The sequence below is a fragment of the Streptococcus sp. SN3 genome, assembly GCF_030439905.1.
Genome location: NZ_JAQFJF010000003.1, coordinates 445,451 through 461,192 on the forward strand (window position 1 = coordinate 445,451; position 15,742 = coordinate 461,192).

The following is a 15,742-nucleotide window of genomic DNA, read 5'->3' on the forward strand; positions in this document are numbered from 1 at the left end:
AAAGACCTTGAGTTTAAAAATTCTTCAGCTTCAATATATGTTTTAAACGATTTATAAACTGCTCCTGAGAACCCTTTTACCTGTTTCTCGGCTTCTTCCCATGTTATGTATATTCCCGAATATGTATTAATTCGTAAGCTTTTTTACTATAATATTGTGATAAAACATCTTCTAAAATTAACATTCTTAAATCATTATACGACTCAACAAAATTATTAATTTCTTTATCTACTAATTCGAGTTGCGAAATATCATTTTCATCTTCAAGGTGTAATATCAATACAAAAAATTGCTTTAAATCTTTTGTTTCTCTTTTTTCAATAAGTTTTAATTCATACTTAAAATACTTTTCGTTGATACAAGTCGAATCAGATTTAAAAGATAACTTTGTTGCATTTTCCAATGATTCTAATAATTCTTTTTTAGAGTTGTGCAATACTCTATTTGAGCTATTAGGTTCTGCAATAATTAAATATTTAGAAATTCTATCCATATTATCCCCTATGATACTCCAAAAATATATTTATTTTTAAAAGAATAAATTTCATTATAATAAACTCCTGTTTAGTCACCTAAGTTATATCGCTGACTTTATCAATTAGTCATCCTTGCAGGGGTAATATAACACACCTTATAATTAGGGTTCTATCTTACTCCCCAAATTCCTTCACCTCATCTGGCTTATCACTAAACAAGATTACATGTCCCATTTTGCAGTTGCACTTGTCTTCTATAATCATTTATTTACCGCCCACTCCGCTGCTTTCTCTGCATGGATCACTGTTGTGTCGTAAAGAGGCAGGTCAGTGTCGGATTGCTTGACGAGGAGACCAATCTCGGTACAACCCAAGATAACAGCTTCTGCGCCAGCTTTTTTCAAATCATCTATAATGGTAAGATAAGTCTGCTTTGAGCTTTCTTTGATATCCCCTAGACAGAGTTCGTCATAAATGATCCGATTGACCTCTGTAATACCAGCTTGGTCTGGAATCAGCACTTCTAACCCAGACTCTATTAATTTCTCCTTGTAAAAATCTTGGGTCATGGTGTACTTAGTCCCTAGAAGACCGACTTTTTGAATACCGTCAGCCAACAAGGCCTGCGCAGTTGCCTGTGCAATATGCAAGATTGGAATCGTAATCTTTTCTTGTATCTGCGGAGCAACCTTGTGCATGGTGTTGGTGCAAATAACAATGAAATCTGCACCAGCTTGCTCCAAGCGCTGAGCAACATCTGCCAACAGTTGACCGCTTTTCTCCCAGTCTCCGACTGCCTGATAATGCTCAATCTCTGCAAAATCAACACTGTAAAGCAGAATTTTAGCAGAATGCAGGCCACCCAGCTCTTTTTTGATGGTTTCATTAATAATTTGGTAGTAAGATGTGGTACTTTCCCAACTCATACCACCAATCAGACCAATAGTTTTCATAGGCTAATTAAACTCCTCCTTACTTATCGCTACCGACGGATAGTGTGGCAAGCTACTTAGATCCGTATCCAAAGGCAAATCATAGATAGCCAGATAATTGTCTGGATATTGAATCTTTAATTCCTGATATTTGGCTTTTACTTTTTCATGGTCGGCACTGGCAAATTAGATCTAAATAGCTTAGAAATTATTGATATAAGTGTTATACAACTTAATTATTTAAATATTTAATAATCATTTCTGTTACAATTCTCACAGGATTTTGTTCAATATTATAAAATGCGTATCCCAGTAAGATGAATAGTGATATACAATAAAAAGCTACAAAACTTTTAGATGATATTTTTAGATTTTCCTTTTTCTGAAATACAGATGTTCCTTCACAAAGTAAAACAAATAAAGTCATTGTCAAAATAGAAAAAATTGAAATATTTCTGATTCTATCAATTTTAAAATTTGTAAATAACTTTAAAAATTCCGGCATAGGAGCTAAAATTGATTCAATGGTTGATTGTAAGCCAGAAAACTTACTAAAATCAATTTTTGTATTTGTTTCCCAAAATTCTTTTACATTGGTTGGTAAAAAATTTAAAAGATAAAAAACTACAATACTTGCTGTTGGAGGAACCAGTTCAAATCTATAGTCAATTCCTAACCTCCAATATCTTAAAATTTTTATCAAAGAAATTACCATTATTATAAAAATCATTAACTTTCCTGCCAATGAATAAAAAAGGTAAGTTCCAAAAAATATCAAAACAGCTATAATCAGAGGAGCATAATCGTTATTATTTGTTGATTTAGAATTATTACTTTCTTTGATATTCTGAGTAAAATAATACTTATCACCAATATCAATATTTACCGATGGAGTAGATGGTTTGAAAAGAAAAACAACACCAATAAATGACATGATTAATTCTAGAATTGGCACAACATAATTAATAAAAATTTCCAAAGCAACCTCCTAAAAATCAATCCCTTCCCCAAACTCAACCACGCTATCCGGCACATCACTAAACAAAGTCACATGCCCCATTTTACGGTTGTGTTTCGCTTCTATTTTACCATACAGGTGGAGGTGGGCGCTTGGATTTTCTGTGACATATTTTTCAGCGGCCGCGACATGCTGGCCAAGAACATTGAGCATGACGGCTGGTGCATGCAGGTGGATAGCTGGCAATGGTGCTCCGAGAACGCCCAAGATATGGGTATCAAACTGCGAGAAGTCGCAGGCTTCGATAGAGTAGTGCCCAGAGTTGTGTGGCCGTGGGGCAATCTCATTGACGATGATATCATCAGCCGTCGCAAACATTTCCACGCAGAGGGTTCCAGACAAGTTAAGTTGTTCTGCGATTCGCACCGCCATGGCTTGGGCCTTGTCAGCCAGACTATCCGAAATGCGGGCTGGCACAATGGTCTTAGATAGGATATTGTTTCGGTGAATATTTTCCTGAACTGGGAAAACCGTAACATCCTTGCCATTTCCAGATACGATGACAGAAATTTCAAGATCAAAGTTGACGAATTCTTCCAAAACGCAGTCTGCTGAGTCAGCTAGTGCATAGGCTTCTTCCAAGTCTGCTTCTGAACGAATGACCTTTTGACCATGTCCGTCGTAGCCACCTGTCGCAGTCTTGAGAACATAGTTTTTAGACAGGTCAATATTTGCCAATTCTTGGCTAGAAGTCACGACCTTGTAGGGTGCCACGGTGACTTGAGCCTTGTTTGCGAGAAAGTCCTTTTCAAAAATCCGATTTTGAGAAATGCGGAGCAGGTCCGTCCCTTGAGGGAGCTGACCATCCTTGATAACGGCATCCAAACCGTCCGCATCGACATTTTCAAACTCATAGGTCAGGACATCGCAACGCTCAGCCAGCTGACGCAGAGCATCCACATCGTTATAAGGCGCCACGATAATCTCTGCCACGCGAGAGGCTGGGCAGTCCGCCGCAGGATCCAGCGCGATGACCTTATGCCCCATGTAGATAGCATAAATGGCCATCATCTGGCCCAGCTGACCGCCACCGATGATTCCGATTGTTTTAGATGAGCTCATTGCTAGACTCCTCAGCGATTTTTCCTTGTTCTTCAGCAAAATCCGCTAGCGCTGCTGCCAGGTCTTGGTCTTCAATGGCCAAGATTCGCAGGGCAGTCAGAGCAGCGTTTGTCGCTCCCGCTTCCCCAATAGCCATAGTTGCAACTGGCACACCGCCCGGCATCTGCACAATCGAATAAAGAGAGTCCAGACCACTGAGCGCGCGTGATTTGACCGGTACGCCGATGACAGGCAGGGTGGTTTTAGCCGCTACCATTCCTGGCAAATGGGCTGCGCCACCTGCACCTGCAATGATGACCTTGATGCCACGACTGCGGGCTTCTTCTGCATGCTGAAACATGAGGTCAGGCGTGCGATGAGCAGAGACGACTTTCTTTTCGTAGGCTACACCGAAGCGATCTAAGACTTGGGCAGTTTTTTGCATAGTTGCCCAGTCGGATTTGGAGCCCATGATGATGGAAATAATTGGTTTCATTGTTAATATCCTTTTTCTTTTTGATAATGGTTTTAAGTAGTGGGTCAGAAGCAAACCTTCGGGTTCATTCCTAAAATTTGAGCCCGAAGTCTCAAATTTTCCCTAGACCAGAACATACACTGTTCTGGTCTTTTCACCACGGCGACCTTTATCGTATTTAGCGACTGCGTCGCCTAAGCTAGCGCTAGTATGAAAATGCTCGAAAAAATTCTCAGAATGACAAGGAAAAGCGATAAAGTTCGAGCTGAAGTTCTTCAAGGGGCTTTAACACAGTCAATCGTAGATTTTAGAAGATTTTTATTTAACCGCCTTGCTTCCTATGTCTGTTCGGTAAAAGAGGCCTGTTGTGTCTTGTTTTTTTAGTTGGTCGTAGATTTTTTTCTGCGCAGCTGAGACGGTATCTGCTGTGGTAACCAGCATGTACACTCGGCCGCCATTTGACAGCAGTGCTCTGCTATTTTCCGCAAACTTAGCCCCAGCATAGTAGGTGATGATGTCGCCGTCTGTCTTGTCCGGCAGAGGCAAGCCTTTCTCATAGTCCAGCGGGTAGCCATTTGATGCGACAACCACGCCAAGTGTCACCCCCTCATCCAGCCAAGTGATAGCAGGCTCTTTCTTGTCCAAAATGTCCGTGATGTTCTGCGCAAAATCAGACGTAAGGCGCGGCAGGATAATCTGGGTCTCTGGGTCGCCAAAACGCGAGTTGAACTCGATAACCTTGGGACCATCGGCTGTCAAAATCAGCCCAGCGTAGAGCACGCCAAGATAAGGTCGGCCCTCAGCTATCATGCCTTTGAGAACCGGCTTGATAATCGTCTCAACTGACTGATCCACCACGCTTTGTGGCAAGTGAGGCACTGGCGCATAGGCTCCCATACCGCCTGTATTGGGCCCCTTATCCCCATCGTAGGCCCTCTTGTGATCCTGAGCCGTCGGCAGGATGTAAAACTTGTCGCCATTGACAAAGGCAAAGAGGGAGAACTCCTCGCCGTCCAAGAACTCTTCGATAACCACACGCGCACCACTGTCGCCGAACTTATTGTCCAAGAGCATATCGTGAGCTGCTTCGACTGCCTGCTCCACGGTCTCCGCTACGACCACACCCTTGCCCAGAGCTAGTCCGTCCGCCTTGACCACGATAGGCGCTCCCTGCTTTTCGATGTAGGCTTTGGCTTTCTCAAAGTCGGAAAATGTGCCATAGGCTGCTGTCGGAACTCCGTATTTAACCATGATCTCCTTGGCAAAATCCTTGGACCACTCCAGCTCCGCTGCTAAACGAGATGGGCCGAAAGCCTTGAGCCCAGCTTGGTTAAAATCATCTACAATTCCAGCTGCCAGAGCATCATCCGGACCGATAAAGGACCAAGCAATATCATTCTCCTTGGCAAATTCGATTAGTCTGGAATGTTCGGAAATTCCAATGTTTACTAAATCCAACCCATCCAAGGTCATCCCGTCATTTCCAGGTGCGACAAACACCTGCTCCACACCCTGAGACTCCAATAACTTCTTAGCAATCGCGTGCTCACGACCGCCTGAACCAACAACCAAAAGCTTCATAGCTGAGATACCTCTATGTTCATATCATAGGTGCTTACGCACCGAGCTAACACATCACGTAAAAATCACCGCATTTTTACGAATTATTTATCTAAATTATATCACAATCGTTCGTTTTATTCCATTCTAATGGGAAAAAGAATATCTCTTCTATAATGATTGCCGTAATTATTGTTGGCTTCAGCCTTCTCCTTCTTGAGTGGATTGTACCCATTTTAGACAGAAAATATTCAGGGCTTGTCAAATTTACTATCATTTTCAAATAAGTTTTCCGAATAATACAGGTGGGCCCATCCAAAACCATTCTCACAAAGGAGTTTTATGAAGAAATATCAAAAACTGTTTTTATTATCCGGAGCTGTCCTAGGTCTCTTTGCAAGTCACTCTACAGCTCATGCGACCGAAACGCCTGAATCTGAAGTCAAAATTCTAGGCCCCACTGATCGTGCCAGCAATGTCGATGTTACTCTGAACGATCGTACAGCCTCTATTAGTTATACCCGTTCCCAAGCTCAAGAACCTCATCGTATTCTCCATGCTGTTTGGTCTGACGAGAACGGACAGGATGATATCAAATGGTATGAAGCACCGTCAACAACTACCACTAACACTGACATTGACCTGAGTAACCATCCAGGTTACGGAACCTTTCATGTTCATACCTATATTGACCTCTATGGAAAATTAATTGGGCTGAATGGAACAACCTTTACTCTCGATAAACCAGCCATTAATGTCACTACTAATATCCTAGGGAAAACTGCTCAAATCCACTTTAATCGCAACAAAGACCAACTAAATTCCAATATTTTACATGCTGTTTGGTCTGACGAGAACGGACAAGATGATATCAAATGGTACAATGCAGGACAAGATATTACTGAATTTGAACTTTCAAATCACAAAGGCTATGGAACTTATCACATTCATACTTATGAAAATAAAGATGGTAAGATGATTGGCTTAAACGGGACCACTTTCAATTTAGAAAAACCTAATCCTACTGTTGAAACCAGCTTCCCTCAAACTGGTATCATGGAAATTACTGTCAAAAATGTGCCAGCCACTATGTATAAAGTAGTTCTTCCTACTTGGTCTGATAAGAAAGGGCAAGATGATCTACAATGGTATGAAGCAAGCAAAAATCCAGATGGTAGCTACAGCGCTCGGGTGGAACTCAGAAAGCATAACTACGACACAGGGATTTACAATATCCACCTTTACGGTGAAAGTTATGTTAAGCCTGACTTAACAGGTCTCTCAGGGGCTACTGCACAAATTGATAGTGGAAAATTGCCTTCTGAAGAGGAGCAAAAGCCACTTTTTACTATAGAAAATATCAACCCCAAACAAGGAACCTATACTGTAAAAATCACTGAAACAGCTTTATCTAAGCCCATAAAGTCTGTCCAAGTTCCCATTTGGAGCACTAGCAATCAGAGCAATCTTAAATGGTATGCAGCCACTCCTAACGGAGATGGCTCCTTCAGCGCAACCTTTGATATCCGTAATCACCAGGCTTTGTCTGGAACCTATAACAACCATGTGTATGTCACCTATAAGGACGGCAGTGAGCATAGCTACGCAGCAGATGCCGTCTCAATGTCTACCGACCAAATCCAAGCCAAGGTTGCAGTCAGGAAAACTGAGGCTAATCGCTATGAGGTGACAGTGACAGACGCCTACGGAGATGGCGATATTATTCTGCCGACTTGGTCAGAAGTCAATGGGCAAGATGATATCAAATGGTATACCGCCAATAAGGTCGGCAATGGAACATACAAGTTTACCGTAGATACTCAGAATCACAAGGGGAGCGGTCTATTTAACACCCATGTCTATCGTAGAAAAGCGGGACAGTTAATCGGCCTGACTGGAACTAGCTATCAGGTTGAGAAATCAAGCGTTCAATCAGCTAATATTCAGCCTAACTATGCCGCTGCTAATGCGACAACTTATCCTGTCGGTCAATGTACTTGGGGAGCCAAAGCTCTAGCTCCTTGGGCTGGAAATTACTGGGGCAACGGCGGTCAATGGGCAGCTAGTGCCAGAAGAGCTGGATTCCGTACCGGCAGTACACCTGAGGTTGGTGCCATCGCCTGCTGGGATGACGGTGGCTACGGCCACGTTGGTGTTGTGACTCATGTCGAATCCAATACCCGCATCCAGATTCAAGAGTCTAACTACCTCGGCAAGCAGTACATCAGCAACTTCCGTGGCTGGTTTGACCCAACTGCTTCCTACTGGGGTCGCCTGACCTATATCTACCCTAAATAAGTCGCTTTCGCATTCCTCAAAATCACTTCAAACCAGTGCTTTGAGCAGACTGCTCCTGCTTAGTTTATTCATGAATTTCATTGAGTATAAGTCTACTCAAAAATCCTCGGCTCATAACGAACCGAGGATTTTTTATGTCTAAAATTTGTCGCTTAAAATTATAACTATTTTTTATAATATTCTCCATATAATATAAACTAGGTAAAAGTCAGACAACATTTTCTTTTCAAGTAGTCATTCAAGCACTCAGGCGTATCTGCACAATTAGTAAACACTGTCATTATAGCTCTATCATCAATAAAAAATTGTTTTTTCAGAATACCTCCACTCTTACCTTCTACGGATAATATAAACTCTTTTAAAAACCATAACAACTGTTTACCTCTAGAATAATCCTCTATGTGAACACGGTATTCCTCTATATCATTTTCGAAAGTGTAGCGTATGTGTTCTCGTCTATCTCTAAAAATAGATAACTCCGAGACATAATCTCTGCCATTCTTTTCACTACCTTTTTTAATTTTCTCACTTAGCATTTTCTCATACATACTTTCAAAAAAATTAAAACTTATATCTTCCACTAATAATTCTATCTTTTTTTCATGCTTGATTTTAACTATTTTATCTGCATTATTTTTTAACCCCAACAAATCAAAGTCTATTTTGACCTCATTTAATTGACAACAAATAGCCCATAGATTCATATCCGTCAGATGTTGAATAAATTCTTTATATCTTTCATTAAAAAAATCTAATACCTTGCTAAACTCTGGATCATCTTCATTTATCCCAAAATGTGTTTTCAGTATTCTCTCGATTACTGTATGACTTACGTAAAAGTTTTCAATTGAGTATTTTGGAGTCATATATACATCCGAATCTAGCCGGTATCTTTCATAGTCTTTATCTATAAAAAATAATTTATTCTTTAATTTATAACCCTCCTCATGAGTAAATTTATCAACTAATTGTAACACTTTGCTCTTACCACCAACCTCATATGCGTTATAATTGTTAGTAAAATTTCGTATTCGACAATCATAATACTGCCTATCTTTTCCTTCATAAAATACAAAATATCTATTGGGATTAATCTTAGCATCTCTCGTATACCTTTCCCAAATAACTGAGGATTCTGTCAAACTTTCTAGGTGGTTTTCTATTGTTACTGATTTCAAATTATCCCCCCCTTATTTAAAAAGGTAATTCATCATCATTATCATCATTTAAAAAGAAAAATGAAAATTCGTTATCACTATTTTGTGAGTTTTCTTTAATACAATCGTCAATCTCTTCTGCATAATCTAGGAGATTTCTATATATAAATGGAGAATGAGTTACTGTTAATAAAAATCTACACTTATTTGCTTGAGAAATATCATAAATAAATTCCTCCTGCCATGGAACAGATAAAGATAACTCAGGTTCATCAAACAGAATAACAAGTTCTTTTTCATCTTCTAAAAATATCTTAGAAAAGGTAGAAATTAATTGTTTTTCTCCCGATGAAAGATTACTTAAATTAATAATATCTTCAACTCTTTCCCCATACTGATCATTCTTAAATATAGTTTCCCCTTTGCTATCAGTCCTTTTTATATCTAACCTTAACGACTGTGGATTATAATAAAATTTTTTCCTAAACAGATATTTATTTACTCTTTTATTAAAATCATTAATTCTACTATCAATGACCGCCAAAGTTTTGTAATTTTTAAGAATACTTGAAACTAGATAATCAAGATATTTATCTTTGTGCAATTCTCCCTTATTTATCTTACTTAAAATTATAGATTTAGTTTCTTTAGTTATTTTATCCCCTAATCTAGAAAGAGCAATATTTACTTCTTCAGGATCAAAATTTTCACCAGAAAGTTTAATATTTTCTCCATTAGAGAAAGTATTTAGTAAACCACTCGTCATATTATTATAACGTTCGTTAGTTTCTTTACTAATCTTATTTAATAGTTCATCTATCCTCTGCTTAACATCCTCCATACCGAAATGGATTAATTCACCACTGGATTTACTATTAAACGCTCTTCCCCCAGGACCTACATTTTCAGGCTCTGTCTTTAGTTTGACTAGATCTTCCTCAATCCTTCTATAAGTTGGGAAGTATAAAATTTTATACTTATTTTTTAATTCCTCTATATAACCTATTAGTTCCATGTACTCTGCAGGATTAATTCTCTCTAAAACCTCAACCATGAGTTCTTGAATAAGAGGTTTAGGATAATTATGTAATGATGGATATTTTTCATATATTTTTCGTACTTCGAAATTAAATAAAAAATCAGTCGAAGTCTCTAATTTCAATAGTTCGTTCATCAAATTTTCGTCTTGTTCAATTTTATTGATTAATTCATCAACTATATATTTCGGATATCGTCCCTTACGACTTCTGACTACTGAATTTATCTGTGTAATATCACTTTTAGTTATTCTTACACTTTTTTTTCCTTCGAATTCAATTTCAAGACTCTCAAAAATATATTTTGATAATCTTTCATAGTTTAGATCAAGCAAATAATACAGCATCGAAAGAATAGTGGTCTTACCAACACCATTTTCACCAATATAAATAGTTTTATCATTTTTAAAATTCAACTCAACATCATAATAATTATGGAGATTATTAATTTTAAATTTCTCAATTAAAGGCATATAATTCCTCCTTATTAGTTTTATTTATTACAATTATATCAGAAAACAAGCCTTTCGGCTTGCTTCCTACAAATATTATTATACCCAATTTTAATTATTTTACTTTTTCCTGATACTTTTGAATTCTCAATGCCTAAAATGCCGTACGCCAGTGAAAATCATGGTCAAGCCATACTTGTCAGCCGCTTCGATAGACTCCTCATCACGGACAGAACCACCCGGCTGGATGATAGCTTTGATACCAGCCGCCGCAATTTCTTCGATATTGTCCGCAAAGGGGAAGAAGGCGTCAGAAGCCAGAGCAGCACCGTCAAGGCGATCTTTGGCTTGCTCAATAGCAATCTTGACAGAAGCCACACGGTTGGTCTGACCGGGACCGACTCCCAGCACCTGACGGTCATTGGTGATGATGATACCATTAGATTTGACATATTTGACGGACTTCCAAGCAAATTCCAAAGCCATACGCTCCTGCTCGTTCGGCTGGCGCTTAGTTACGACTTGCCAATCAGCTGGATTTTCCTCGATAACATCTTGGTTTTGCACGAGGAGACCACCCAGAACACCTGTCACTTCCTTCTCTACTCCAGAAGCTGCCTGCGCATCAAAAGCCAACTCCAAAATCCGCAGATTTTTCTTTTTATTGGTCAAAATCGCTAGTGCTTCTGCCGTGTAGCTCGGTGCGATGATGATTTCCAGGAAAATACCGTGCATCTTCTCAGCTGTCGCAGCATCCACCTGACGGTTGAGGACGACAATCCCACCAAAGATGGACACTGGATCAGACTCATAAGCATAGTCCCAAGCTGTCTCAATATCATCCGCCTGACCGATACCACAAGGATTCATGTGTTTTAGTGCCACAACAGTTGGCCGATCCTTGAAATCTCGAATAATCCGAATAGCCGCATCTGCATCGCGAATGTTGTTGAAGGACAACTCTTTCCCATTCAGCTGCTTGGCCGAAGCAATGGAATAGTCCAGTGGCAAAGCAGTCTGATAAAAATCAGCGTCCTGCTGGGGGTTTTCACCGTAGCGCATGGGCTGCTTGAGTTCATAGGTCAAAGTCAGCTTTTCAGGCTTGCTTTCGCCCACCTGATTTGTGAAATAGTCCGCAATCAAGGCATCATAAGCTGCTGTGTGACGGAAAACCTTGGCTGCCAAACGTTGACGCGTTTCATAGGTCGTTTGGCCATTTGCTGCCAACTCTTCCAGAACAAGAGCATAATCAGCTGGATCTACAACAACCGTCACGCTGGCATGATTTTTAGCCGCAGAGCGAAGCATAGAGGGCCCACCGATGTCAATATTTTCCACCGCGTCCGCATACTCTACACCTGGCTTGAGAATGGTTTCTTTAAAAGGATAAAGGTTGACCACCACAAGGTCAATGAGCTCAATCTGATTGTCCTTAGCCGCTTCCAAGTGGCTATCTAAATCCCGACGAGCCAAGAGACCTCCGTGAATGTTTGGGTGGAGGGTCTTGACACGGCCATCCATCATCTCTGGAAAACCAGTCACATCATCAATAGCAACGGTGCCTACTCCTTCATTGTCTAGAGCCACCTTTGTTCCACCGGTTGAGATGATATCCCAGCCTAATTTTTTTAATTCTTGGGCAAATTCTACAATGCCTGTCTTGTCTGAGACACTGATCAAGGCTTTTTTCGTCATTCTATTCCTCTTTCTTTAGATCCAAGCGCATAGCGACTTCGTTATTTTCTTCTATAAATCCTGTTTCCTGAAAACCCAGACTAGTCAGCAGGTGCTTCATTTTTTCATTTCCAACCACATAATCTGCGATAATATGACTGCAAGCTCTATCCATCTGAGCCTCTTTGATCAGAACTTCCAAGGATTTTCGACCATAACCTCTTCCTTGGTACTGCTGACCAATCATTATCCGCCAGATAAAGTATTCCGCTTCATCCTTGTCTATTTCCAGCAGAAGAAAGCCAACCACTTGCTTATCCCAATAAATTGCCATCGGAAACACATCTTCATTTTTCCGGTAGAGCCATGCGTCAGCTAAAGAGCGCACATTTGGAGCCACGAAACGTGCTCGTTCATCAGCATCAGATATTTTCAAATCCAGCACTGCCTGAAAACTGCTCTCATCTACTAATTTCAGCTCAATCATTTTTCCTCCTAGCAAGATTGCACAATCAAAACTTGATTTACTTCTTACCTTCTCCACACCCCTAAACTCTCCAGCACTTGAGGATAGAGCTGATACTCGGCGGCATGGATGCGTTCTTCAAAGCTGTCAATCGTATCATCAGCTAGTCGCGGCACGCGCACTTGCTGAATGATCTTGCCTGTGTCAACGCCCGAGTCCACCCAATGAATGGTCACACCGCTCTCAGAGACACAAGCCTGCCAAGCATCCTCAATGCCATGAGCCCCTGGAAATTCGGGCAGGTAGGCAGGATGAATGTTGATAATCCGGCCTTCATAAGCACCAAGCAAGGTCGGCCCAACAATTTTCATGTATCCTGCTAGGCAAACCAAGTCAATCTGGTGCGCTTCTAGTAGGTCTACAATAGCTTGCTCGTAAGCCTCCTTACTATCAAACTCTCTAAGCTCAAAGGCATAGCTTTTGACACCTAGCTTATCCGCCCGCTCGAGCACATAGGCATCGCGATGGTCTGAAAAGACAAATTCAACAGGAAACTGCTCAGCAATCACTTGGAAATTTGATCCATTACCCGAAGCAAAAACGGCAATTTTTTTCATTTGATAAGGACACTTTCATTTTCTTTTTTGACAATCCGGCCAACTTCATAAACAGTCTCGGCAAGAAGTTCTTTGACACGATCCACATTTTCAGGCGCTACAGCCAAAATCATCCCTAGCCCCATATTGAAGATTTCAAACATTTCTTGGTGCTTGATGTGACCATATTTTTCTAAGGCCTTAAAAATCGACAAGACTGGAATCTTGTCTTCTTCAATCTCAGCAGCCAAGTCATCGGCAAACATGCGGGGCACATTTTCGATAAAACCGCCACCAGTAATATGGGCAATCCCATGAACCAGCTTTTCCTTAATCAGCGGCAGCAAAGCCTTGACATAGATACGAGTCGGCTCAAGCAACACTTCCTTGAGTTTTTTACCTTCCAATTCTGGCAGTTCTTCCTCACCAGTATAGTCCGCAAAAACACGGCGCACAAGGGAATAACCATTTGAGTGAATGCCACTGGAAGCCAATCCCAGAAGGACATCGCCCTCTGCGACTTTAGAGCCGTCAATAATCTCTGACTTTTCAGCAACCCCGACAGCAAAACCAGCTAGGTCATAATCATCTTCACCGTACATACCAGGCATCTCAGCGGTTTCCCCACCAATCAAAGCAGCTCCAGACTGAACGCAGCCTTCAGCCACACCGGCAACAACTTGCTCCAGCTTTGCTGGTTCATTTTTCCCAGTGGCAATATAGTCCAGGAAGTAAAGGGGCTCAGCTCCTGCAGCAATGATGTCGTTGACACACATGGCTACACAATCCTGCCCAATGGTATCGTGCTTGTCATACTGAATGGCCAACATAAGCTTGGTTCCGACCCCATCCGTACCAGAAATCAGCACTGGCTCCTTGACCCCAGTCTGAGACAGGTCAAACATGCCACCAAAGCCACCCAACGCCCCCATGACGCCAGCCCGCTCTGTACGTGCTACATGTTTTTTGATTCGCTCAACAACTTCATAACCTGCTTCAACATCCACACCGGATTGAGCGTATGCATTTTTATTTGTCATAATTTTCTTCCTTACTCTTATTTTTGAAAAAGATTGCGACAAGAACCGCTGACCTCGTTTCAATAAAAACTCGTCTTCTCCTTCAGGCTTTCCAGATAGCGCTCTTCATAGTCATAGAGCGGAGTTGGGTACTGACCGTCAAAATAAGCCACACAGAGTCCGCCATTCGGAGCATCCGTCTCAATACCGACGGATTCAATGAGGCCTTCCAGAGACAGGTAAGTCAAGCTGTCAGCTCCGATAATCTCACAGACCTCATCAACCGTATGATTGGCCGAGATGAGCTCGCGCCGATTCTGAATATCAATGCCGTAGAAACATGGATATTTAAGTTCTGGACTGCCGATAGCCACATGGACTTCAGCTGCACCTGCATCTCGTAGGAGCTGGACGATACGTCGGCTGGTCGTTCCCCGCACAATAGAATCATCCACCATGACCACGCGCTTGCCCTTGACAATGCTGGAAACAGCAGATAATTTCATACGAACTCCTTGCTCTCGCAACTCCTGCGTCGGCTGGATAAAGGTCCGTTGGATGTATTGATTTTTAATCAGGCCCATTTCATTTGGCAGGCCAGACTCTTCGGAAAAGCCAGAGGCCGCTGACAGGGAAGAATTAGGCACACCGACAACGATATCTGCCTCATGTTGGAATTCCTGAGCCAGTCTGCGGCCCATTCGTTTGCGGGCTGCATGGACATTGACCCCGTGAATGACGCTGTCCGGCCGAGCGAAATAGACATATTCCATTGAGCAAATAGCCAGCTGGGTATCTGTCGTATAGCTGTCGTAGGTCACGCCTTCATCATCGATAATCACGATTTCCCCTGGCTCAAGGTCGCGCACCCATTCGGCACCCACCACTTCAAAAGCACAGGTTTCACTGGAAACGACCCAGGCCCCATTTTTCATGCGGCCGATGGACAAAGGACGAAAGCCATTAGGATCCAGCGCAGCATAGAGCTTGTCCTCTCTCATGATGAGGTAGGCAAAGCCGCCCTGAACTCGTCTCAAGGATTCCTTGAGCTTGTCTAAGAAATTTTCCTGCTTACTATGGCGAATCAAGTGCATGAGAATTTCCGTATCAGATGAGCTGGCAAAGATGGAACCCTTCTTTTCCAACTCCCGTCTCAGTGAATGGGCATTTGTCAGATTCCCATTATGCGCCAAGCCCATCTGCATATCATAGAAACTGAAGAAGAAAGGCTGGACATTGTTGATGGAGGCCCCACCAGACGTCGCATAGCGGACGTGGCCGATGGCTGCTTCTCCTGTCAGATTATCCAAATCTGCTGGGTTTCTAAAAACCTCTGCAACCAGCCCCAAATCTCGGTGGCGTTTGAGCTTTCCGTGGTCGTTTGACAGGATGCCTGCTCCTTCCTGACCGCGGTGCTGCAGGCTATGGAGTCCGAAATAGGTGACCTGAGCCGCCTGTGGATGACCCCAGATTCCAAAAATACCGCACTCTTCATTCAGTGACTTTACTTCGTATGTCATTGTTTTACCTAAATTCTTTTG

General features: G+C 41.7%; 14 protein-coding genes and 2 pseudogenes. 1 reads left to right on the forward strand and 15 read right to left on the reverse strand.

The window, feature by feature from the left end:
- Positions 1-14: 14 nt before the first annotated feature.
- The 8 genes and pseudogenes from PCY71_RS09040 to purD form a co-directional block, all read right to left on the reverse strand.
- Positions 15-131 (reverse strand): annotated as a pseudogene (locus PCY71_RS09040) (viroplasmin family protein); the annotation flags it as partial.
- Positions 104-493, reverse strand: a complete 390-nt coding sequence (locus PCY71_RS09045; RefSeq protein ID WP_048773641.1) for a hypothetical protein — start codon at positions 491-493, stop codon at positions 104-106. The gene PCY71_RS09045 and the pseudogene PCY71_RS09040, both read right to left, overlap by 28 nt.
- 243 nt (positions 494-736) lie before the next feature.
- Positions 737-1,429, reverse strand: a complete 693-nt coding sequence (locus PCY71_RS09050) for an aspartate/glutamate racemase family protein (RefSeq protein WP_002908408.1) — start codon at positions 1,427-1,429, stop codon at positions 737-739.
- A 3-nt stretch (positions 1,430-1,432) separates the two neighbouring features.
- Positions 1,433-1,600: pseudogene (locus tag PCY71_RS09055) on the reverse strand (phosphoribosylaminoimidazole carboxylase).
- 40 nt (positions 1,601-1,640) lie between these two features.
- A complete protein-coding gene (locus PCY71_RS09060) occupies positions 1,641-2,387 on the reverse strand; it encodes a hypothetical protein (protein WP_032912354.1) in 747 nt (248 codons plus the stop codon).
- A gap of 9 nt (positions 2,388-2,396) precedes the next feature.
- Positions 2,397-3,488, reverse strand: coding sequence for a 5-(carboxyamino)imidazole ribonucleotide synthase (gene purK / locus PCY71_RS09065; protein WP_223310429.1), 1,092 nt, complete (start codon positions 3,486-3,488; stop codon positions 2,397-2,399).
- Positions 3,475-3,963: a 5-(carboxyamino)imidazole ribonucleotide mutase gene (purE, locus tag PCY71_RS09070; RefSeq protein WP_101772133.1), complete on the reverse strand. Its 489-nt coding sequence runs from the start codon at positions 3,961-3,963 to the stop codon at positions 3,475-3,477. The genes purK and purE overlap by 14 nt, the downstream gene beginning before the upstream one ends.
- Before the next feature lie 297 nt (positions 3,964-4,260).
- Positions 4,261-5,523 (reverse strand): phosphoribosylamine--glycine ligase, encoded by a 1,263-nt coding sequence (purD, locus tag PCY71_RS09075; RefSeq protein ID WP_111675114.1) that lies wholly within the window; start codon positions 5,521-5,523, stop codon positions 4,261-4,263.
- Positions 5,524-5,844: 321 nt separating this feature from the next.
- On the opposite strand from purD, the gene PCY71_RS09080 reads away from it, so the two are divergent.
- Positions 5,845-7,800, forward strand: coding sequence for a GBS Bsp-like repeat-containing protein (locus PCY71_RS09080; RefSeq protein ID WP_301412532.1), 1,956 nt, complete (start codon positions 5,845-5,847; stop codon positions 7,798-7,800).
- A gap of 197 nt (positions 7,801-7,997) precedes the next feature.
- Here the strand turns inward: PCY71_RS09080 and PCY71_RS09085 are convergent, their stop codons facing one another.
- From PCY71_RS09085 to purF, 7 genes are all read right to left on the reverse strand, one after another.
- On the reverse strand, positions 7,998-8,978 hold the full coding sequence (locus PCY71_RS09085) for a DUF4435 domain-containing protein (protein WP_048773626.1): 981 nt from the start codon (positions 8,976-8,978) through the stop codon (positions 7,998-8,000).
- Positions 8,979-8,994: 16 nt separating this feature from the next.
- Positions 8,995-10,467, reverse strand: a complete 1,473-nt coding sequence (locus PCY71_RS09090) for an AAA family ATPase (protein ID WP_048773625.1) — start codon at positions 10,465-10,467, stop codon at positions 8,995-8,997.
- A gap of 126 nt (positions 10,468-10,593) precedes the next feature.
- A complete protein-coding gene (gene purH / locus PCY71_RS09095; RefSeq protein WP_048773623.1) occupies positions 10,594-12,141 on the reverse strand; it encodes a bifunctional phosphoribosylaminoimidazolecarboxamide formyltransferase/IMP cyclohydrolase in 1,548 nt (515 codons plus the stop codon).
- Between the two features lies 1 nt (position 12,142).
- Positions 12,143-12,607, reverse strand: coding sequence for a GNAT family N-acetyltransferase (locus tag PCY71_RS09100; protein WP_048773620.1), 465 nt, complete (start codon positions 12,605-12,607; stop codon positions 12,143-12,145).
- 44 nt (positions 12,608-12,651) lie between these two features.
- Entirely contained in the window at positions 12,652-13,203 is a 552-nt protein-coding gene (purN, locus tag PCY71_RS09105) for a phosphoribosylglycinamide formyltransferase (RefSeq protein ID WP_048773618.1), read from the reverse strand.
- Positions 13,200-14,222 carry a phosphoribosylformylglycinamidine cyclo-ligase gene (purM, locus tag PCY71_RS09110; RefSeq protein ID WP_048773616.1) on the reverse strand — a complete coding sequence of 341 codons (1,023 nt, stop codon included), beginning with the start codon at positions 14,220-14,222 and terminating at the stop codon, positions 13,200-13,202. Before purM ends, purN begins: the two co-directional genes overlap by 4 nt.
- Positions 14,223-14,281: 59 nt before the next feature.
- Positions 14,282-15,721: an amidophosphoribosyltransferase gene (purF, locus tag PCY71_RS09115; protein ID WP_002908393.1), complete on the reverse strand. Its 1,440-nt coding sequence runs from the start codon at positions 15,719-15,721 to the stop codon at positions 14,282-14,284.
- Positions 15,722-15,742: the final 21 nt, after the last annotated feature.